This window comes from Nitratireductor sp. ATLC21 (genome assembly GCF_057196525.1).
Genome location: NZ_JBXUOU010000001.1, coordinates 705,556 through 725,454, shown reverse-complemented (window position 1 = coordinate 725,454; position 19,899 = coordinate 705,556). Strand labels below are relative to the sequence as shown.

Below are 19,899 nucleotides of genomic sequence, written 5' to 3'. Positions count from 1 at the left end.
GTTTCCGCTTCCTGCTATCCGTTCCGGTGACCTATGTTTGATCTTGGCTGGCCCGAAATCATGGTGATCGCCATCGTCCTGATCGTCGTGGTCGGGCCGAAGGACTTGCCGCGCATGTTGCGCACCTTTGGGCGTACGACGTCCAAACTGCGCACCATGGCCGGCGATTTTCGCAAGCAGTTCGATGAAGCGCTGCAGGAGGCCGAGCTTGATGATGTGAAATCCCTCGTGGATGACGCGCGCAAGCTCGATCCGCGCAACGAGATCAAGAAACATCTCAACCCGATCGAGAAGGTGGGGCAGGAGATCCGGTCCGGTCTCGATGCGGCGATGAAACCGCAGGCGGCGAAATCCGGTCCGCCGGCGTCAAAGGAACCGCATGCGGCGGAACCAGCCAAGGCAGGCGCAACCCAGATGCCAGGTAAGGCGAAGCCCAAGGCCACGGCCAAGCCCCGCACGGCGACGAAAACGGCAGCGAAGCCAGGGGCGACCAAGGCACCGGCAACAAAGCCCGCGACGACGGCCAAGCCAAAGGCAGGCAGCAAAACCAAAACGGCGGGCGCGACCAAGCGCGCTCCGGCAAAGAAGACTAGCGGAGCCAAGTCGTGAACGCCGAACGTGACGACGATATCGATCAGTCTTCCGCACCGCTGATCGACCACCTGATCGAGCTCCGATCGCGCCTGATGTGGGCGCTTGCCGGTTTTTTTGTGGCCTTCCTCGTCTGCTTTTTCTTCGCCAAGCAGATTTTCAATCTGCTGGTCATCCCGTTCCAGTGGGCAACCCAGTGGGCGGGTCTAGACGCGGACAAGGTGGACCTGATCTACACCGCGCCGCAGGAATTTTTCTTCACCCAGATCAAGCTCGCCATGTTCGGCGGACTGGTGCTCGCCTTTCCGGTGATCGCCATGCAGGTCTATAAATTTGTGGCGCCCGGTCTTTACCGCAATGAGCGCCGGGCCTTCATGCCGTTCCTGATCGCTTCGCCTATTCTGTTCTTGATTGGTGCGGCGCTTGTCTATTTCTTCTTCACGCCGATGGTGATGTGGTTCTTCCTGTCCATGCAGCAGGTGGGGCCGGACAACACTGTGCAAATCTCGCTGTTGCCCAAGGTTTCCGAATATCTCGGGCTGATCATGACGCTGATCCTGTCCTTCGGGCTGGTGTTTCAGCTTCCGGTGGTGACGACGCTGATGGCGCGGGTGGGGCTTCTCACCTCGACTGGGCTCGCCGACAAGCGCAAATATGCGATCGTGGCGGCGTTTGTCGCGGCGGCGATCCTGACGCCGCCGGACCCGGTGAGCCAGATCGGTCTTGCGCTTCCGACCATCCTTCTCTACGAAATTGCCATCTGGGCCGCCCGTATGGTTGAGCGCCAGCGCGAGAAGGAAAAGACCGCGCAGGACGAAACCGACGAAGCGGACCAGCCGACCGCCTAGATTTGCTGGCTTTCCTGTCGCGTTCGAGGCGGTTCACCGCAATCTCTCCGCGATTGGAAATCTGACATGCTCGACATCAAATGGATTCGCGAGAACCCGCAGGCGCTGGATGAAGCGCTGAAGAAGCGCGGCGCGGACCCTGAAAGCGCGAAGCTTCTTGCGCTCGACGAAGCGCGCCGCCAGCACCTGACAAAACTTCAGGAAGCGCAGGAGCGCCGCAATGCAGCTTCCAAGGAAATCGGCAAGGCGATGGCTTCCGGCGACAAGGAGCTTGCCGAGAAGCTGAAGGCCGAGGTGTCGGAGCTGAAGAGCTTCGTTCAGGATGGTGAAGCCGAAGAGCGGCGTCATGATGCGGCGCTGAACGACGCGCTGGCGCGCATTCCCAATGTTCCGCTCGACGATGTGCCGGTTGGCGCTGACGAGAACGACAATGTGGAGGTGCGCAAACATGGCGAGCCGAAGCGCGCCAACTGGGCCAAGGAGCATTTCGAGATCGGCGAAGCGCTCGGCCAGATGGATTTCGAACGCGCGGCGAAGCTTTCGGGCGCGCGCTTCACGGTGCTTTCGGGGCAGCTTGCCCGTCTGGAGCGTGCGTTGGGGCAGTTCATGCTCGACCTGCACACGCAGGAGCATGGCTATACGGAAGTACAGCCGCCGCTTCTGGTGCGCGACGATGCGATGTTCGGCACCGGACAGTTGCCGAAGTTTGAAGAAGATTTGTTTGAGGCAGTTAGCGGAGATGCTACCCAACTAGCCCTAAAAGTAGCAATGGATGAAACTTGGCGAAACTTACCTGATGATATTCGTCGAAAGCTTGAGGACCCAGAAAGAGAACGCGATCCGATTTTGTCTTTTGCGGATAAATCTCTTGCGACGATTTTGGATCAGTGGGCTAAAGAGCGTGCTCGTATTTCTGCAAGAAAGTGGCTGATCCCGACGGCGGAAGTTTCACTCACCAATCTGGTGCGCGAGGAAATTCTCGATGGCGAAAAGCTGCCCCTGCGCTTCACCGCGCTGACGCCATGCTTCCGTTCGGAAGCGGGTTCTGCGGGACGCGATACGCGCGGCATGCTGCGCCAGCATCAGTTCTACAAGGTGGAGCTCGTCTCGATCACCGATGCGGAAAGCGCGATTGACGAGCATGAGCGCATGACACAATGCGCCGAAACCGTACTCAAGAAGCTCGATCTTCCGTTCCGCACCATGGTGTTGTGCACCGGCGACATGGGCTTTGGCGCACGCAAGACCTACGATCTGGAAGTGTGGCTGCCGGGGCAGAACGCCTATCGTGAGATTTCGTCCTGCTCGGTCTGCGGCGATTTTCAGGGGCGGCGCATGAATGCGCGCTACCGGGTTGCGGGCGAGAAGCAGACGCGCTTCGTGCACACGCTCAACGGCTCGGGAACGGCGGTTGGCCGGGCGCTGATTGCGGTTCTGGAGAATTATCAGAACGAGGACGGCAGTGTCACGATACCGTCAGCGCTGAAACCCTATATGGGCGGCCTGGAGAAAATCGAAGCATTAGAGGATTGAGACTTTGCGCATTCTGTTGACCAATGACGATGGCATTCACGCGGAAGGACTGGCGACGCTGGAGCGGATCGCCCGCACGCTGAGCGACGATGTGTGGGTGGTGGCGCCTGAGACCGACCAGTCGGGCTTTGCCCATTCGCTGTCATTGTCCGAGCCGCTCAGAATGCGCAAGATCGACGACCGGCATTTTGCCCTGCGCGGCACGCCAACGGATTGCGTGATCATGGGCGTGCGGCACGTGATGGACACGCCGCCGGACCTGATCCTCTCTGGCGTCAACAATGGCACCAATATTGCCGATGACGTGACCTATTCGGGCACGGTGGCCGGCGCGATGGAGGGGACGCTTCTTGGCATTCCCTCCTTTGCCTTGAGCCAGGCCTATGATTTCACCGACGAGAGCCGTTATATCCCCTTTGCGACGGCAGAGGCGCTCGCACCGCCAATCCTCAAGAAACTGATCGAGCGGCCGATGCCGGAGGGGGTGCTGGTCAACATCAACTTCCCCAACTGCACGCCTGAAGAGGCCAAGGGCACGCTCGTGACCGTGCAGGGCAAGATGGTGCACGGGCTCAACGTGGAAGAACGCCGCGACGGGCGAAACTATCCGTATTACTGGCTGCGTTTCGGGCGCAAACAGGCCGACATCCGCCAGGGCAGCGACCAGGCGGCCGTCCGCGACGGTTATGTTTCGGTCACGCCGCTGCATCTTGACCTGACGGCGCACGAGGTGCGCGATCAACTGGCCAAGGCGCTGGCATGATCGAACCGGGGCAGGAGCGAGAGAGCTTTGCCGCCTTCATGCTGCGCATGCGTGCAAGCGGGGTCGGCAGCAAGGAGCTCTTCGCCGCGATGGAAGCGACGCCGCGCTGCAGCTTTCTGCCATCGGAATGGTACGCGCTTTCCTGGTCCGATCGAATGGTGCCAATTGCCTGCGGCGAGGCCATCGAAGGTTGCGACTTTCAGGCCCAGGTGATTGATGCGCTGGCGTTGTCTTCCGGACACCGGGTTCTGGAGATTGGCACTGGATCCGGTTTCACCGCAGCCGTTATGGGACGTCTGGCGGGGAGGGTGCTTACACTCGACCGCTACCGAACGCTGGGAATGGAGGCACAGTTGCGCTGGGACCATCTGGGTATCAGCAATGTGGTTGCACGCCATGCCGATGGAACGGATGGGGCGCCCGCTGATGGGCCCTTCGACCGAATCGTATCCTGGGCGGCTTTCGATGATCTGCCGCGGCGATTTGTGGATCAACTCTCAACGGGCGGGGTGATGATTGCGCCAATCGGCCCCGGAGATGATGTTCAAAGCGTTGCCAAACTGGAGAAAGTCGGCAGCAGGTTTGAGCGGACGGATATTGCGGAAACGCGCCTTCAGCCACTCCTGAAGGGGGTTTCGTCAGCGATCTGAAACCGCGAGGAACAGCGCGATTTATTAATTTCCGCGCGCGGCTTAACCGCTGAGTAACATTAACGCGATTTAATTGCTCGTGTTCAGGTATTGGGTACGCGGGTAGTCAAATGCGTTGTATTGCACGGAATTTCGATCGCGCGCTTTTGCGCGGAGCCGCCGTCATCTTGATCGGCGGTGTGGCGGCAGGATGCAGCTCAGACCTCTCGCGCTTCAAGTCTAGCGACTTTGCTGATGCGCGATCGACAAATGGCAGTGTGGCGATGGCGCCAGCCAGCCAGCCTTATCCCGGCGATACGGCGAGTGGCCTTGATACTACCTATACAGGATCCATCAGCAGGCAGGGCGGAGGGCCGCGGCCATCAGCTTCAGTTGGCGGCGCGATGCAGCAACCTTTGCCCGCGCCCACGAATACCGCGGCTCGCGCTGCAACGCGGCCTGTCGATCTGACCGCCCCCAGCGCTGCCAGCGGCAGTGTGCAACGCCAGCCTATCGCGGCGCCAACACAAACGGCACCGGCGGTGGCGGCTGCTCCTCAGCCGCAGCTTGACCGCACTCCGACCGGATCGATCGCGCGTCAGTCGGCGCAGGCCCCCGCACGCAGTGGCAACAGCGGCGATAGCGGCTGGAGCGATGTGGGCGGCACGACCATCACCGTGCGCGAGGGCGAAACGGCTTACAATCTTTCGCGACGCTTTGGTGTTCCCGTGGGAGCAATCCTCAGCGCCAACAATCTTTCGAGCGCGTCCGAGTTGAAAGCGGGACGGCAGATTGTCATTCCGACCTATGTTTATTCGCGCCGAGCACCGGTCTCTGCACCGGACAATGATGCGCGCGCGTCACAGCAGGCTGCACGCCAGCCGATCCCAAATGAGCCGGCGCCACAGCGCGAGCCACAGGAGCGCCTTGCTGTCCTGCGCGAAACGCCCCGGCCAAAATCGCGTCCGCAAGGTGCTGAGACCAACAATGCCGCTGCAAACACCCACAGCGCTGGTGGGAGAACGGCTACGTCCCCTGTCACCTCGAGCGCGGGGGGCACATATACGGTCGTTTCAGGTGATACGCTTTACGGCATTGCCCGCAAGACTGGCGCGAGTGTTGGTGCCATCAAGGCGGCGAACGGTCTGTCGGATGGCTATCTGCGGGTCGGGCAGACGCTGGCCATTCCGTCGGGCAATGGCGGCGAGCAGTCGCAGGTGGCGGGCGTGACGCAGCAGAAAGTTGACAAAACAACGACAAGCGCTACGACACGTGAAACCACGCCTACAGTAAAAGCATCTGCTCCGCAGGCAGCTTCCTCCACGCAGACCCAGGTTGCAGCCGTTGCAACGCAGAGCAACGATGTTGCGCCGGATTCCACCGGCATCGGCAAACTGCGCTGGCCCGTTCGTGGGCGGATCATCTCGGATTTCGGCAGTACGTCCGGTTCGGCCCGCAATGATGGCATCGACATCGCCGTCCCGGCAGGCACACCTGTCAAGGCTGCGGAAAACGGTGTTGTGATTTATGCCGGTGATGGCCTCAAGGAATTCGGAAACACGGTTCTGGTACGGCACGATGATGGCATGGTTACGGTCTACGGACATGCTAGCGCGCTTCGGGTCAAGCGTGGCGAGAAAGTGCGACGCGGTCAGGAAATCGCGCTGTCGGGCATGAGCGGCAGTGCCGATCGTCCCAAACTGCACTTTGAAGTGCGCAAGGATGCGACGCCCGTCAATCCGAGTGGCTATCTGGAATAAGCGTTCCCTGGATAACGAGAAAAGCTGCGGCCTGCCAGACCTCCGGTCGGGCCGCCTCTTTGACCCGCCCGAAAGGGCGGGTTTTTGTTCATGTGTCCAACCGTTTTCCGAGACGACCGGCAAGATCCTGGATGAACTGCCAGGCCACACGTCCGGATCGGCTGCCCCGCGTGGTTGCCCATTCAAGCGCTTCAGCGCGGAGCGCTTCTGGAGCTATCTTCAGGCCGAAATGAGCAACATAGCCGCGGACCATTTCGAGATAATCATCCTGCGAACATTTGTGGAAACCGAGCCAGAGCCCAAAGCGATCCGATAGCGAAACCTTTTCCTCAACGGCTTCCGACGGGTTGATCGCCGTGGAGCGCTCGTTTTCGATCATGTCCCGCGGAAGAAGGTGGCGCCGGTTGGATGTGGCGTAAAGAATGACGTTGGCTGGCCGACCCTCGACACCACCTTCCAGCGCCGCCTTCAGCGATTTGTAAGATGTGTCGTTTTGATCGAAGGACAGATCGTCGCAGAACAGGATGAATCGGAAGGGGGCAGCCTTCAGAAACGCCATGAGCTGAGGAAGCGTTTCGATATCTTCCCGATGGATCTCGACCAGTTTCAACGGTGGCTGTCCGGCCGCGGCGGTGCGGTTGACCTCTGCGTGCACCGCCTTAACCAATGAGGACTTGCCCATCCCCCGGGCGCCCCACAAAAGGACGTTGTTGGCCGGGAGGCTTTTGGCGAAACGGTCCGTGTTGTCTGCAAGAATATCGCGGACCCGGTCGACTCCTCGGATAAGACTGAGCTCTACCCGATTGACGTTTTCTACAGGTTCAAGGGCTTTTCGCTCAGCCTGCCAGACGAAGCAGTCGGCCACATCGAAACGGGGAGGTACAGCAGGTGCGGGGCCGAGATCCCGAACCGCAGCGATCAACCTGTCCAGCTTCTCGCTCAACACTTCGATGGTCTTGTCGGTCATGATTCCCTCACGAAGGCGTGTGCTGCCATGGATTGCGTACCGTACGGTACGGTTCTTTCATAGGGGCGCGGTATTTGCAAGCGGGTAAGGGGGCAATGCGGTACGGAGTGCCGAGCGGGAGTGCACACGCTTGCAGAAGTCGGTGTGCCGAGACGGTGAACAGTTGCAATGGATAGGCGAAAGTCTATATTCCGGCCACATTTATGACCAGCCGGACGTCCGGCGCATATCAGGAGTTTTCGATGTTTATCACCCCGGCATACGCACAGGCTGGAGCAGGCGGAGCGCCTGACATCTTTGTCAGCATTCTGCCTTTCGTCCTGATCTTTGTGATCATGTATTTTCTTATCATCCGTCCGCAGCGCCAGCAGATGAAGAAGCGGACTGAAATGCTGGCCGCTGTTCGTCGCGGCGACACGGTGGTGACGGGTGGCGGTCTTGTCGGAAAGGTGACGAAGGTCATCAACGACGCCGAGCTTGAAATCGATCTCGGCGGCGGAAACAAAGTGACGGCGATGCGCGCCATGCTTGCCGAGGTACGCGTCAAGGGCGAACCGGTGGCCGACAACAGCCAGTCCGCCAAGAAATAACCGCAATATGACGTGATTGCCGGGAAGGGCCGGCAAAACGGCCCTTCCAAACCGAACCGACGAGGCCCCATGCTACATTTTTCGCGCTGGCAAACGATCCTCATATGGCTGGCCGTGGCGCTTGGTGTCGCCTATGCGGCGCCAAACATCATACCGCCATCCTACCTGTCCTCGATGCCAAGCTGGGCGCCTTCAAGGCCGATGACCCTGGGTCTCGACCTTCAGGGCGGTTCGCATATTCTTCTGCAGATCGAAAAGCAGGAACTGATCGAAGAGCGCATTGTCACGACGCGTGACGATATCCGGAGGCTGCTGCGCGAGAAGCGGATCGGCTACACGGGGCTCACGGGTTCGGGCCAGACCGTTCAGGTGCGCATCCGCGACGTGGGCCAGGTTGCGGAGGCCAAGGAAGCGCTGCGTGAGCTCACACAGCCGGTCAATTCGGGACTGTTCGGCGGTGGGACCGTCACCGAACTTCAATTGACGGAGCCGGAGCCGGGACTGCTGCGCTATTCGTTGACGGAAGAGGGGATCAACTATCGGATTTCCTCAGCATTGTCGCAGTCCATCGAGGTGGTAGGGCGTCGTGTCAACGAGCTCGGCACAACCGAGCCGATCATTCAACGCCAGGGTGACGACCGTATTCTGGTTCAGGTACCGGGTCTTCAAGATCCTCAGCGCCTGAAGGACATCCTCGGCCAGACGGCCAAGCTTACTTTCCAGATGGTGGATCAGTCGGTGCCGGTGCAGGAGGCCATAAACGGCCGTCCTCCTATTGGAACGACGATCAAATACTCGGTGGACGATCCGCCGGTTCCCTATTTGATCGAAGACCGGGTCATCGTTTCGGGTGAAAACCTCGTGGATGCGCAGGCGACATTCGATCAACGGACCAACGAGCCCGTCGTGAGTTTCCGCTTCGATACCAAGGGCGCAACCCGTTTTGGCCAGGCGACACAGGAGAATGTCGGGCGGTTGTTCGCCATCATTCTTGACGACCAGGTCATCTCTGCACCGCAAATCCGCGAACCCATTCTGGGCGGCACCGGCCAGATATCGGGAAGTTTCGACGTTCAGTCGGCCAATGATCTGGCTGTTCTGCTGCGCGCTGGCGCGCTGCCAGCTACGCTTACAATCATCGAAGAGCGTACGGTCGGTCCGGGCCTTGGGCAGGATTCGATTGATGCCGGCAAAATCGCTTCGGTCATCGGTGCGGCTCTGGTTATTCTGTTCATGATCGCGGCCTATGGGCTTCTCGGTGTGTTCGCCGTGGTGGCGCTCGCAGCGAATGTGACCATGATTATCGCGATCCTATCGGCGCTCGGGGCAACCCTTACGCTTCCCGGTATTGCCGGTATCGTTCTCACGATTGGCATGGCGGTCGATTCCAGTGTGCTTATCTTCGAGCGTATACGCGAAGAGCGGGCTGGCGGGCGCTCATTGATCCAGGCGGTAGACACCGGTTTCTCCAAGGCTTTGGCGACGATCGTCGATGCCAATGTGACGACACTGATCGCCGCCATCATCCTTTTCTATCTCGGTTCTGGACCGATCCGCGGCTTCGCCGTCACGCTTGCCATCGGTATCGCCACGACAGTGTTCACGGCCTACACGCTGACACGCTGGATCGTAGCCGACTGGGTGCGGCGCCGCCGTCCGAAGGAGCTGCCCCGTACGCCGCTGCGTTTCGTGCCGGACAACACGAGTATCGGCTTCATGAAGCTGCGGCGCGTCACCTTTACGCTCTCGGCCATTGCGTCGATCGCGGCGGTGGCGTTGTTCATGACCGTGAACATGAACTATGGCATCGATTTTAAGGGCGGTTCCTCGATCGAGGTTCAGTCTCGCGAGGGACCCGCAGATATCGGCGATATCCGTGCTCGCCTTTCCGATCTCAACCTTGGAGAAATCCAGGTTCAGGAGTTTGGCGATCCGCGTGAGGTGCTGATCCGGGTTCAGGCGCAGGATGGCGGCGAAAACGCGGAGCAGACCGTGATCACAAAGATTCGCGGTGAGCTTGAGGACGCCTACGAATTCCGCCGCGTTGAAGTCGTCGGGCCGACGGTTTCCGGTGAACTTGCCCGTGCAGGTACCATAGCGGTGCTGGTATCGCTGATGGCGATCCTGATTTACATCTGGCTGCGGTTCGAGTGGCAGTTCGCCGTGGGTGCGATCCTGGCGACGCTGCACGATGTCATCATGACGGTCGGGTTCTTCGTGATTACCGGGATCGAGTTCAATCTTTCGAGTATTGCCGCGATCCTGACGATCGTGGGTTACTCCTTGAATGATACGGTGGTCGTCTATGACCGTGTGCGCGAGAATCTCAGACGGTTCAAGAAGATGCCACTGCCTGAGCTTCTCAACCTGTCAATGAACCAAACATTGTCGCGTACCATCATGACGTCGGTGACGACGCTGCTGGCGCTGGCGGCTCTGTTTGTCTTTGGCGGCGAGGTCATTCGCTCCTTTACGGCGGCGATGATCTTCGGAGTGGTGATCGGCACCTATTCATCGATCTTCATCGCTGGGCCTTTGCTGATCCTGTTCCGCATGCGCTCCACTGGCGCGCTGGGCGCGGAGCAGGCTGGCGATGACGCATCAGCCGGTTCGGAGACGACCGGACAACTGCCGGCCAAGTGATGGCGGGCGGGATCGAAATCCGCGCGGCCCACTTTCCGGGCCGTGCTCCGATTGATGCCTATGGCAATGGCGGTTTCCGCTTCGCCGACATGTCGCATCGGGGTTCGATCCTGTGTTTGCCTTCGGGCATTCACGGATGGGATGTCAGCGGTTTCGGCGAACTGGAGGAGGCAGATCTTGCCCGCATGTTCGATGAGGCCAGCGAATTCGACATTTTGCTTGTCGGTACGGGTGAGCAACTGATTCCGATGCCGGCCGAGCTCCGCAAGCGATTTCGCGAGGCCGGCGTGGCGGTGGAGACCATGGCCACCGGCGCGGCAGTGCGGACTTACAATGTGCTTTTGGCCGAAGACCGCACTGTGGCTGCAGCGCTGATCGCTGTCGACTAAGATGACTGATTGGCATCAATACGTCGTTTCTCTGGTGCGGGATACCGATCCGGATCGCTATCTTTCTGTTCTTTATGCTCCGGAAGAAAAGCGCTCAGCTCTTTTCGCACTTTATGCGTTCAACGCCGAGGTGGCGGGCATACGGGACCGTGTGAGCGAAGCCCTGCCGGGCGAGGTGCGGCTGCAGTTCTGGCGTGATGTTCTGATGGCCCAGACAGCATCGGAAAGCGTCGAAGGCTCGCCCCTAGCGGTCGCACTGCTCGAGGCTGTTCGTTCTCATCAGCTTCCGGTCCAGCCTCTGCTGGATCTCCTGGAAGCGCGTATCTTTGATCTTTATGACGATCCGATGCCGAGCCGGAATGACCTGGAAGGTTATTGTGGCGAAACGGCTTCTGCACTTATCCAGCTGGCTGCGCTGGTTCTCGACCCGCCAGCTGCCGCTCGGTTTTCCGAGGTTGCCGGACATGCCGGCTGTGCACAGGCCATCGCCGGGCTTCTTCGCATGCTGCCAATCCATCGCAGGCGGGGACAGTGCTACATACCCGCCGACCTGCTCGCAGCGGCCGGAACCACACGCGAGGCTCTGCTGAGTGGCGAGGACAAGGCGGGTTCGGTGCGCGCACTTGCCGCGATGATTGCGCTCGGCAGGCACCACGTGACAAGATTTGAGGAAGGGGCGAAGGATCTTCCAGCCAGCCTGCGCTCGGCGTTTCTGCCTGCAGGCCTTTCAAGCACTTACCTTGATCGTCTCGAGACAGGTGGGGAGGCGGTACTTGATGAAATTGTCTCGCTTCCTCTTTGGCGGCGTCACTGGCTCATGTTGAAACGGGCCGTGAGAGGTTGGCGCTAAGCCACCAATGCGATTGCCTAATTTGCGCCGTGCTCACATGCTCGTGTTCGTCTGGCAATCTGCTTGAGGACGTCTTTTGTCTGAAAAATCGAATAGAAATCATGGGGCTGTCGGCTGGTTTCAATCACTGCAAGAGGCCGGTGCCGCGATGGTGGAGGCTGTATCCCGCTTCCCCGTGACGGTCGGGTTTTTGTTTGTCACGGCGGCGCAGGCCAATGCCCTTGTTGCCTACAGTAGCCTGTTTTCGTCTCGGATTTTTGGCGCGGCCTCCCAGGAAAGCCAGCTTTTCGCACTGATCGGGGCCGTGCTTGCATCATTTGCTGCAACGCTGTTTGCGCAATCCAGGCGTCTCTCGTCGTGGGCGTGTTATATTCTGCCCGCGGTTGCCGGATTGGCGGCATTCACCGTGATGTGGCCACCGATCGGTGTGCGAACTGTGGAGTGGGCATTTTTGTTCTCTCTGGCAGCGCTCGTTCCCATAGCGCCCTTTGTCGGCAGAGGGACAGGCGACGCCTTCTGGATGTTTACGGCGCGTTTGGCTTTTGCGGCTGCGCTTGCCCTCCTCGCATTCGTTCTTTTCTGGGGAGGTGCCTCTGCAATACTGGCGAGCCTCACCAACCTTTTCGGTATCGGCATTTCGAACGGCCTCTACAAACATATCGGGGTTTCCATTTGTCTCTTCGTTGCTCCGTTGTTCGGTCTCGGTCAGACACCCTTTGTGTTTGACGAGGAGCCGGGCGGGCGTGAGCGTGACATGATGCAATATGGAATGCGGGCGCTTGGCGACTTTGCAGCAGTTCCGCTTCTCATCATCTACGCGATAATCCTGCATCTCTACACGATGAAGATCGTCCTTACCGGTGAGATCCCGCAGGGGCAGATCGGCTGGTTGGTTCTAACCTATGGTGTCTCCACGGTTGCGGTACTGCTTCTAACCAAGCCGTTTCTAGACACAGCACGCGCGCCGACCCGTTTTTTCGTTCGCTTCTGGCCTTTGATCCTTGTGACGCCGCTTGGCCTTCTCTTTTACGCACTGTGGTTGCGCGTGAGCGTTTTCGGATGGACCGTGGAACGCTATTTTCTGGGGCTTTTCGGCGTAGTGATGCTTGCTCTTGTCATTCTGCAAGCGCTCCGGCCTTTGCGTGGCGATATCCGTGTGGCGGCAGGGCTGCCGGTGATCGCGCTTCTCATTGGCAGTTTCGGCCCTCTGGGGGCTGTCGACTGGTCGATCAGGTCGCAACAGTCACGCTTTCTTGAGCTCGTCCGCGGCGAGCCCGACGATCATCAAACCAAGGCGGAAGCATTAGCCGTGCTGCGCTATCTCAGTGGAGAGAATGCCGAGCTTGGTGTAGCGCCTGAAGGGTTCTCGCCGTCTGGAGAAGAAAGCCTTTACCGGCAGATTGCGCATGCGTGGAACCTGGATCCGGACAATCCTGTCCAGCGTGGGCGTCAATGGTATTCTTATGACAGGAACTCGACCGTTATGGTCGCTCTGGATGGGTTCGATGTGCTTTTTCAGCACGTAAGAGTAGACCAAAAGGATGGTGCCAACAGCCCCTTGTCATTGCCTGACGGAACCAGTCTCAAATTGACTCTGAACAAGAACGAAGTTTCGCTGACCTCGGAAACAGGCACCCCCACCCTCTTCAAGGTCGAAACCTCAAGAATAGTCGAACTGTCGACTCAAGCTGACCAATCAGCTTTGTTGCGCCTCGAGGCGGACGGGAAGCAGATCCTATTGATCCCCACCACTCTGTCTGCCAGTTCATACCCCGAAACTGTGCTAACGCATTTCTATGGCGCGGTGGTTCTGCGCAGCAGCGACTGGGAATGAGGGTTTGGCGACATTTGCAAATGCCCTGAACGAACAAGGGGTGCGCCAACCGCACCCCTGACAGTTTGCATTTCAAAGCACGAGAGGCCGAGCTATTCGGCTGCCTCAGCCGCGGGAAGCCCGTCAAGCCATGCTTTGAAGTCCGCAAGCGCGCGCGCCGTAATTGCTTTCTTCTTGGCGACCGATTTCTCCTTCCCGCGAAGCCGCTTGCCTTCCGGCTTTGGGACTTCCACGGGAGGGAAAAGGCCGAAATTGACGTTCATTGGCTGAAACGAACGTTTTCCGGGCTCATCATCCGCAACAATGTGTCCGCCGGTGATGTGGTTGAGCAGGGCACCGAAGGCGGTGGTCTGCGGCGGGGTGGGGATGGAGCGCCCCAAACGTTCCGCGGCAGCGAAACGACCAGCGATCAATCCCATGGAAGCACTTTCCACATAGCCTTCGCAGCCTGTGATCTGGCCGGCAAAGCGCAACCCCGGGCGGCTCTTCAACTGCAAGGTCCCATCCAGAAGGGTCGGGGAATTCAGATAGGTGTTGCGGTGCAAGCCGCCGAGACGTGCGAACTCGGCGTTCTCCAGACCCGGAATCATACGGAAGATGCGCGTTTGCTCGCCATATTTCAGTTTCGTCTGAAATCCGACCATGTTGTAGAGCGTGCCGAGTGCATTGTCCTGACGCAGCTGGACGACCGCGTAGGGCTTTTCGTCCGGCTTGTGCGCATTGGTCAGGCCCATCGGTTTCATCGGGCCGTGACGCAAGGTTTCGGGACCGCGCTCTGCCATCACCTCGATGGGGAGGCAGCCGTCGAAATAGGGTGTGCCTTCCCACTCCTTGAATTCGGTCTTGCCGCCATCTAGCAACGCCTGAATGAACGCTTCGTACTGCGCCTTGTTCATCGGGCAATTGATATAGTCCTTACCCGTTCCGCCGGGGCCGACCTTGTCATAACGTGACTGGAACCACGCCACATCGAGATCGATTGAATCGAAATGAACGATAGGGGCGATAGCGTCAAAGAACGCAAGGGATTCGGCACCGGTTGCCTCTGAGATCGCTTCCGCAAGGGCCGGAGCGGTGAGAGGGCCCGTTGCGATGATCGCCAGATCCCAGTCCTCGGGCGGAAGGCCGGTCACTTCTTCACGCTTGATCGTAATCAGCGGGTGAGCCTCCAATGCCGCGGTCACGGCATGTGAAAAGCCTTCGCGATCCACTGCAAGCGCGCCCCCGGCTGGGACCTGATTGGAATCGCCCGAACGCATGATAAGTGAGTCCGCCAACCGCATCTCCGCGTGGAGCAGACCGACCGCATTGGTCTCTGCGTCGTCTGAACGGAAGGAATTAGAACAGACCAGTTCGGCAAGGCCATCGGTCTTGTGGGCATCCGTACCGCGCACCGGGCGCATCTCATGCAGAATGACTGGAACGCCAGCCTGCGCAACCTGCCAGGCAGCTTCTGAACCGGCGAGCCCGCCGCCAATGATGTGTATCGGTTTCATGGGGAGGAGATAAGCTGCCGTGTGAGGGAATGCAACGGGATAGAAACCGGCGCTAACCAAATATGCAGTGTCCTGCCGGGAACGCTTCCCTCGTCGCCCAACGCGCCCTAAACTGTGACGATGGGGCTTGGAATTTTCAGAGTTGGAGCGGTTTGCATTGCGTCTGCACTCTTCTGGGTGGGCGATGCGAACGCAGAGCGCGTGTATCTGTGCAGCGGTTATGGCTGCTATTACAAGAAAAGCATGACGATCGACACGGCGATGAGGCAAAGACTGGTTGCCATCATGGCACCGGGCAAAGCATCTGCGAAGGCTGAACGGAAAGCCGTGGCGCAGGCGGTTCGCTATTTCGAAACCGTGGCAACCCAGACCATCGGTGTGCGGGACGGCCCGAAATCGGCTCCCGGCGGCGCGCGGGTCTACGGGCAGATGGACTGTATCGACGAGTCGCGCAACACGCGCACGCTGCTACGCTATCTGGAGCGACACGGGCTTCTTCATCATCACACTGTTCAGCGAAACTCCGCGCGCGGTTTCTTTCTCGACGTGCGCTATCCGCACGCTACGGCGGTCCTGCGCGCGAAAAGCGGTGAGGAATGGGCGGTGGACAGCTGGTTCGAGCCAGCCGGAGGGGCACCGGACATCATGAAGCTGACCGAATGGAAAACGCGCGGTGTGCGAGGCGAACGATAGGCAATAAAAAACGACACCCGCCGAGGGAGGAGGTTCGGCGGGTGTCGTTATGGGATGACCGGCAATTTTGGGAGGAGGAGGTTGCCGGTCTATTCGCCAGGGTTGGGAGGAGGTAACCCAGGCGAAATCTATGAAACTCAAATCCTGACAGGCCCCATATGGGGAGGCTGCTGCCCGGAAACAACACCCGCCGAGGGAGGAGGTTCGGCGGGTGTCGTTTTGGGATGACCGGCAATTGGGAGGAGGAGGTTGCCGGTCGGTTCCTTCAGGATTGGGAGGAGGATAACCCCAAAGGAAACTCTAAAATTCTGTTTGGCGTGCCGTTCCCGGCTCTGCCGCCCGTTTCAACACCTGCCGGGGGAGGAGGTCCGGCAGGTGTTGTTTTGGGTGACCGACAATTGGGAGGAGGAGGTTGTCGGTCATATTCGTCAGGATCGGGAGGAGGTGATCCTGGCGAAACTCTTAATCTCAAATGCCCTTAGAGGGACTTGCGCGCCACGAAGGGGATGTCGCCGCGGGAGATGCCCAGATCGTTCAACTCGCGGTTGGACAGGCGGCTCAGCTCGGTGACGGTCTGACGGTAACGGCGCCAGTTGCGGTAATTGCGGATGATGTTCATCTCAGTGCTCGCTTCGTTTGAATTCCGTGTTCGTTTGTTGAGCCTGAAATAGTCCCATCCCGCTCAGCTTTGAAGTGCCAATGTTGCATGACAGCAATGCGATTTGTGCAATGCAGCATGGCGCTTTTGCGGCTGCGTTATGGCGGATGTTCGGCTTGGATATAATCGATTTATAAAAGCGTGGGAAAAATCAGGCAGCATGTTCGTGTTGGGCTGGTTGGCGAAAGGCATAAAAAAGCCCTGAATCTTGCCAATTTTGCTTTGATAGACTAGGTGCAGGTGATATAGAACCCGCGCTTTCGGAAGCTTAGGGCGCTCCTTGGGTTTTTCGAAGCGGGTGTGGTGGAATTGGTAGACACGCAGGATTTAGGTTCCTGTGGCGCAAGCCGTGGGGGTTCAAGTCCCTCCACCCGCACCAGAAGGGCCGATCCCGGTAAGATTCCCCGACAGGAAGAGCGGTGGGCGCCGTGAAAGCGGCGGCAAAAGCGAATACAAAGGTATGATGGATGCAGGTAACCGAAACTCTCAACTCAGGGCTCAAGCGCGAACTTAAGGTCGTCGTTCCTGCAAAGGACATGGAGGCGCGCCTTAGCCAGCGTCTCGATGACGCGAAGGGCAAGGTCAACCTTAAGGGGTTCCGCCCCGGCAAAGTGCCCGCACAGCACCTGCGCCGCGTCTATGGCAAATCCTTCATGGCTGAGGTCGTGAACGAGATCCTTGCGGACACGCAGAGCATCCTGACCGACCGCGGCGAGAAGCCGGCCATTCAGCCGGAAATCTCCATGACCGAGGACGAAAAGGAAGCCGAAAAGGTTTTGGCCGGCGATGCGGACTTCGAATTCTCGATGTCTTACGAAGTCATCCCGCCGATCGAACTCAAGAGCTTCTCCGATATCAAGATCACGCGTCAGGTTTATGACGTCACGGATGAGGAAGTCGAAGAGCAGGTTAAGCGCGTCGCCGATTCTGCCCGCACCTATGAGGTGAAGAAGGGCAAGGCCGCCGAAGGCGACAAGGTGAAACTCGACTATCTCGGCAAGATCGATGGCGAGCCCTTTGATGGGGGCGCTGCCGAGGATTCCGAGGTCGTGATTGGTATGAACCAGTTCATCGCTGGTTTCGAAGAGCAGCTTGTCGGTCTCAAGGCCGGCGATGAGACCACAATCAAGGTGACTTTCCCGGAAGAATATGCGGCAGCGCATCTGGCCGGAAAGGAAGCCGAGTTCGACATCAAGGTCAAAGAAATCTCCAAGCCCAATGATTTGGAGATCAATGACGAGACCGCAAAGCAGCTTGGCCTGGAATCGGCCGAGAAACTTCGCGAGATCGTTCGTGGCCAGCTCGAGAACCAGTTCGGCCAGGTAACCCGCCAGAAGGCGAAGCGGCAGATTCTCGACGCGCTGGATGAGGCATACAAGTTCGAAGCGCCGTCCAAGCTGGTGGAAGCCGAGTTCGAGAATATCTGGAACCAGGTGACCCGCGATCTCGAGTCTGCCGGCCGGACCTTCGAAGACGAGGACACGACCGAGGAAGAGGCGCGCGAAGAGTATCAGCGTCTTGCCGAACGCCGTGTGCGCTTGGGACTCGTTCTGTCCGAGATCGGCGAAAAGGCCGAGGTGAAGGTCAGCGATGAAGAGATGCAGCGTGCGCTCATTGAATCGATCCGCCGCTATCCTCCGCATCAGCAGCAAGAGATTTACGAGTTCTATCGCCAGAACCCGCAGGCCATGGCAAACATCCGTGCGCCGCTCTTCGAGGAGAAGGTCATCGACCATCTGCTCGGTGAAATCTCCGTCACCGACGAAAAGGTTTCGCGCGACGAGCTGATGGCGGATGATGAGGACGAAGCGGAGGCAAAGCCCGCGAAAAAGGAGAAGGCTGCTCCGAAAAAGAAAGCCGCTCCGAAGAAGGCTGCCGCCAAGAAGAAGGAAGAAAGCGAGTAATCGCTTCTCTTCTTTTGTGAGACGATTGGAAAAGGCCGCTCTTTCAGCGGCCTTTTCTTTTTGACGCCTTTAGCCCCAAAGCGGGATCAGATCAGCTGAAGCCCCTTGAAGCTCGCATGCCCCTTCTTGCCAATGATGATGTGATCATGGACCGTAATGCCCAATGGTTTGGCGGTGTCCACGATGGTTTTGGTCATGTCTATATCTGCGCGGGAAGGGGTTGGGTCGCCTGAAGGGTGGTTGTGGACGAGAATCACCGCCGTTGCGGCAAGCTCCAAAGCGCGGCGTACCAGTTCTCGTGGATAAACCGGGGTATGATCGACGGTACCGGTTTGCTGAACCTCGTCGGCAATGAGCTGGTTTTTTTTATCGAGGAAGAGGACGCGGAATTGCTCTCGATCCTCATGGGCCATCACTGCGGTGCAGTATTCAATCACCTGTGACCATGACGTCAGGAGTTGGCGGTCGCGCAAGTCTGCCTTGAGCATTCTTTGAGCCAGGGCTGCTGCCACTTTGATATCTCGCGCGGCAGCCTCTCCTATACCGTCGATTTCCTGCAACAGACGCTCCGGCGCGCCGAAAATCTCGGGAAGCGAGCCAAAGCGCTCCAGCAAGGCTTTTGCCGGACCTTTGGTGTCTGCACGCGGTATGGAACGGAACAGAAAAAGTTCCAGCAGCTCATAATCAGAGAGCGCTGTGCTACCCGTTTCCGCAAAGCGCTGCCGCAAGCGGTCCCGATGTCCATGATAATGCGGCTTCATGCCGGATTTTCGAGTGGGCACAATCGGCCGTTCGGCCAGAAAACCGTGATCGTCGTCCTCTTCCATGAAATGTCCCCGCCACTGTTCCATGGGAACGTGCGGTTTGCCGATGGCGCACGTCCTGGTGGCAGTCTAAGCCGGGAGACCGGGCCGGTCGAGCCCTGCAGGCGAAAGCGTGAAAATTTCGCACCCGGTCTCTGTGACGCCGATCGAGTGTTCATACTGAGCGGACAAAGAACGATCGCGTGTGACTGCAGTCCAGCCGTCCGAAAGGACTTTTACATGCGGCCGGCCGAGATTGATCATCGGTTCGATGGTGAAGATCATGCCCGGACGCATTTCGACACCTTCGTTCACACTGCCATAGTGCAGGATGTTGGGTGCGTCATGGAACAGTTGACCAACACCATGGCCGCAAAAATCCCGCACAACCGAACAGCGTTCACCTTCTGCGTAGGCCTGGATAGCCGCTCCGATGGCTCCGGTGCGTGCGCCCGGCTTCACCGCGGCGATGCCGCGCATGAGGCACTCATGGGTGACCTCCAGCAGCCGTTCGGCGGCGCGCTTGATCGTACCGACGGGATACATGCGGCTTGAATCGCCATGCCACCCATCGAGGATATAGGTGACGTCGATATTGACGATATCGCCATCGCGCAGCGGTTTGTCATCCGGAATCCCATGGCAAACCACGTGATTGATGGAGGTGCAGGTGGACTTTGTATAACCACGATAGTTCAATGTCGCGGGGATCGCTCCGTGATCCATCCCGAACTCAAACACAAATCTGTCGATTTCGTTGGTGGTAACCCCTGGGGCGACCCGGCTTGCAAGCTCGTCCAGGCAGCGGGCGGTGAGACTTGATGCCCGGCGCATGCCCTCGAACCCTTCTTCGCCATAAAGGCGGATCTGTCCGGTGTTTCGCATAGGGGCGGAATCTGCTTCGAGATAGGTGACCATGAGGTTTGAATCGCTTGCGCTTGGACTGGA

17 protein-coding genes, 1 tRNA gene and 2 pseudogenes are annotated in these 19,899 nt (G+C 58.8%); 15 read left to right on the top strand and 5 right to left on the bottom strand.

Annotated elements, in window-relative coordinates; translation table 11 throughout:
* Positions 1-33 precede the first annotated feature (33 nt).
* From tatB to AC2CHD_RS03555, 7 genes and pseudogenes are all read left to right on the top strand, one after another.
* The gene (gene tatB, locus AC2CHD_RS03585) at positions 34-609 is read left to right on the top strand and encodes a Sec-independent protein translocase protein TatB (protein ID WP_484552600.1); all 576 of its coding nucleotides are present in this window, start codon (positions 34-36) and stop codon (positions 607-609) included.
* Positions 606-1,439 carry a twin-arginine translocase subunit TatC gene (gene tatC / locus AC2CHD_RS03580; RefSeq protein WP_065815102.1) on the top strand — a complete coding sequence of 278 codons (834 nt, stop codon included), beginning with the start codon at positions 606-608 and terminating at the stop codon, positions 1,437-1,439. The genes tatB and tatC overlap by 4 nt, the downstream gene beginning before the upstream one ends.
* 66 nt (positions 1,440-1,505) lie before the next feature.
* Positions 1,506-2,177, top strand: a pseudogene (locus AC2CHD_RS03575) (serine--tRNA ligase); the annotation flags it as partial.
* Positions 2,178-2,360: 183 nt separating this feature from the next.
* A pseudogene (gene serS, locus AC2CHD_RS03570) lies at positions 2,361-2,972 on the top strand (serine--tRNA ligase); the annotation flags it as partial.
* 4 nt (positions 2,973-2,976) lie between these two features.
* Entirely contained in the window at positions 2,977-3,735 is a 759-nt protein-coding gene (gene surE, locus AC2CHD_RS03565) for a 5'/3'-nucleotidase SurE (protein ID WP_007008238.1), read from the top strand.
* Positions 3,732-4,385, top strand: a complete 654-nt coding sequence (locus tag AC2CHD_RS03560; RefSeq protein WP_484552599.1) for a protein-L-isoaspartate(D-aspartate) O-methyltransferase — start codon at positions 3,732-3,734, stop codon at positions 4,383-4,385. Before surE ends, AC2CHD_RS03560 begins: the two co-directional genes overlap by 4 nt.
* 110 nt (positions 4,386-4,495) lie before the next feature.
* On the top strand, positions 4,496-6,124 hold the full coding sequence (locus AC2CHD_RS03555) for a peptidoglycan DD-metalloendopeptidase family protein (RefSeq protein ID WP_484552598.1): 1,629 nt from the start codon (positions 4,496-4,498) through the stop codon (positions 6,122-6,124).
* 88 nt (positions 6,125-6,212) lie between these two features.
* Here the strand turns inward: AC2CHD_RS03555 and AC2CHD_RS03550 are convergent, their stop codons facing one another.
* Positions 6,213-7,091: an ATP-binding protein gene (locus tag AC2CHD_RS03550; RefSeq protein WP_484552597.1), complete on the bottom strand. Its 879-nt coding sequence runs from the start codon at positions 7,089-7,091 to the stop codon at positions 6,213-6,215.
* Positions 7,092-7,333: 242 nt separating this feature from the next.
* Here AC2CHD_RS03550 and yajC point away from each other — a divergent pair, with 242 nt between their 5' ends.
* From yajC to AC2CHD_RS03525, 5 genes are all read left to right on the top strand, one after another.
* The gene (yajC, locus tag AC2CHD_RS03545) at positions 7,334-7,681 is read left to right on the top strand and encodes a preprotein translocase subunit YajC (RefSeq protein ID WP_484552596.1); all 348 of its coding nucleotides are present in this window, start codon (positions 7,334-7,336) and stop codon (positions 7,679-7,681) included.
* Between the two features lie 69 nt (positions 7,682-7,750).
* Positions 7,751-10,324, top strand: coding sequence for a protein translocase subunit SecDF (secDF, locus tag AC2CHD_RS03540; protein WP_484552595.1), 2,574 nt, complete (start codon positions 7,751-7,753; stop codon positions 10,322-10,324).
* Complete coding sequence (locus AC2CHD_RS03535) at positions 10,324-10,713, top strand: Mth938-like domain-containing protein (protein WP_229449051.1); 390 nt, start codon at positions 10,324-10,326, stop codon at positions 10,711-10,713. The genes secDF and AC2CHD_RS03535 overlap by 1 nt, the downstream gene beginning before the upstream one ends.
* Position 10,714: 1 nt before the next feature.
* A complete protein-coding gene (locus tag AC2CHD_RS03530) occupies positions 10,715-11,563 on the top strand; it encodes a phytoene/squalene synthase family protein (RefSeq protein WP_484552594.1) in 849 nt (282 codons plus the stop codon).
* 76 nt (positions 11,564-11,639) lie between these two features.
* The gene (locus AC2CHD_RS03525) at positions 11,640-13,397 is read left to right on the top strand and encodes a DUF4153 domain-containing protein (RefSeq protein ID WP_484552593.1); all 1,758 of its coding nucleotides are present in this window, start codon (positions 11,640-11,642) and stop codon (positions 13,395-13,397) included.
* A gap of 92 nt (positions 13,398-13,489) precedes the next feature.
* Here the strand turns inward: AC2CHD_RS03525 and trmFO are convergent, their stop codons facing one another.
* The gene (gene trmFO / locus AC2CHD_RS03520) at positions 13,490-14,893 is read right to left on the bottom strand and encodes a methylenetetrahydrofolate--tRNA-(uracil(54)-C(5))-methyltransferase (FADH(2)-oxidizing) TrmFO (protein WP_484552592.1); all 1,404 of its coding nucleotides are present in this window, start codon (positions 14,891-14,893) and stop codon (positions 13,490-13,492) included.
* A 243-nt stretch (positions 14,894-15,136) separates the two neighbouring features.
* On the opposite strand from trmFO, the gene AC2CHD_RS03515 reads away from it, so the two are divergent.
* Entirely contained in the window at positions 15,137-15,586 is a 450-nt protein-coding gene (locus AC2CHD_RS03515) for a hypothetical protein (RefSeq protein WP_484552591.1), read from the top strand.
* Between the two features lie 478 nt (positions 15,587-16,064).
* Here the strand turns inward: AC2CHD_RS03515 and AC2CHD_RS03510 are convergent, their stop codons facing one another.
* Positions 16,065-16,205, bottom strand: coding sequence for a DUF1127 domain-containing protein (locus AC2CHD_RS03510; RefSeq protein ID WP_007008226.1), 141 nt, complete (start codon positions 16,203-16,205; stop codon positions 16,065-16,067).
* A gap of 333 nt (positions 16,206-16,538) precedes the next feature.
* On the opposite strand from AC2CHD_RS03510, the gene AC2CHD_RS03505 reads away from it, so the two are divergent.
* A tRNA-Leu gene (locus AC2CHD_RS03505) sits at positions 16,539-16,623 on the top strand.
* An 88-nt stretch (positions 16,624-16,711) separates the two neighbouring features.
* The gene (gene tig, locus AC2CHD_RS03500; RefSeq protein ID WP_484552590.1) at positions 16,712-18,148 is read left to right on the top strand and encodes a trigger factor; all 1,437 of its coding nucleotides are present in this window, start codon (positions 16,712-16,714) and stop codon (positions 18,146-18,148) included.
* 86 nt (positions 18,149-18,234) lie between these two features.
* Here tig and radC read toward each other — a convergent pair whose 3' ends face one another.
* Together radC and map are read right to left on the bottom strand one after the other, a co-directional pair.
* Entirely contained in the window at positions 18,235-18,975 is a 741-nt protein-coding gene (gene radC / locus AC2CHD_RS03495) for a RadC family protein (protein ID WP_484552589.1), read from the bottom strand.
* A gap of 66 nt (positions 18,976-19,041) precedes the next feature.
* On the bottom strand, positions 19,042-19,869 hold the full coding sequence (map, locus tag AC2CHD_RS03490) for a type I methionyl aminopeptidase (protein ID WP_229449058.1): 828 nt from the start codon (positions 19,867-19,869) through the stop codon (positions 19,042-19,044).
* Positions 19,870-19,899 lie beyond the last annotated feature (30 nt).

Bases quoted from the DNA above. Each gene is read 5' to 3' on its own strand.
- tatB (WP_484552600.1), top strand. From the start codon at position 34: ATGTTTGATCTTGGCTGGCCCGAAATCATGGTGATCGCCATCGTCCTG.
- tig (WP_484552590.1), top strand. From the start codon at position 16,712: ATGCAGGTAACCGAAACTCTCAACTCAGGGCTCAAGCGCGAACTTAAG.
- AC2CHD_RS03550 (WP_484552597.1), bottom strand. From the start codon at position 7,091: ATGACCGACAAGACCATCGAAGTGTTGAGCGAGAAGCTGGACAGGTTG.
- AC2CHD_RS03510 (WP_007008226.1), bottom strand. From the start codon at position 16,205: ATGAACATCATCCGCAATTACCGCAACTGGCGCCGTTACCGTCAGACC.
- map (WP_229449058.1), bottom strand. From the start codon at position 19,869: ATGGTCACCTATCTCGAAGCAGATTCCGCCCCTATGCGAAACACCGGA.
- AC2CHD_RS03555 (WP_484552598.1), top strand. From the start codon at position 4,496: ATGCGTTGTATTGCACGGAATTTCGATCGCGCGCTTTTGCGCGGAGCC.
- secDF (WP_484552595.1), top strand. From the start codon at position 7,751: ATGCTACATTTTTCGCGCTGGCAAACGATCCTCATATGGCTGGCCGTG.
- radC (WP_484552589.1), bottom strand. From the start codon at position 18,975: ATGGAAGAGGACGACGATCACGGTTTTCTGGCCGAACGGCCGATTGTG.
- yajC (WP_484552596.1), top strand. From the start codon at position 7,334: ATGTTTATCACCCCGGCATACGCACAGGCTGGAGCAGGCGGAGCGCCT.
- AC2CHD_RS03530 (WP_484552594.1), top strand. From the start codon at position 10,715: ATGACTGATTGGCATCAATACGTCGTTTCTCTGGTGCGGGATACCGAT.
- AC2CHD_RS03515 (WP_484552591.1), top strand. From the start codon at position 15,137: ATGACGATCGACACGGCGATGAGGCAAAGACTGGTTGCCATCATGGCA.
- AC2CHD_RS03560 (WP_484552599.1), top strand. From the start codon at position 3,732: ATGATCGAACCGGGGCAGGAGCGAGAGAGCTTTGCCGCCTTCATGCTG.
- trmFO (WP_484552592.1), bottom strand. From the start codon at position 14,893: ATGAAACCGATACACATCATTGGCGGCGGGCTCGCCGGTTCAGAAGCT.
- AC2CHD_RS03535 (WP_229449051.1), top strand. From the start codon at position 10,324: ATGGCGGGCGGGATCGAAATCCGCGCGGCCCACTTTCCGGGCCGTGCT.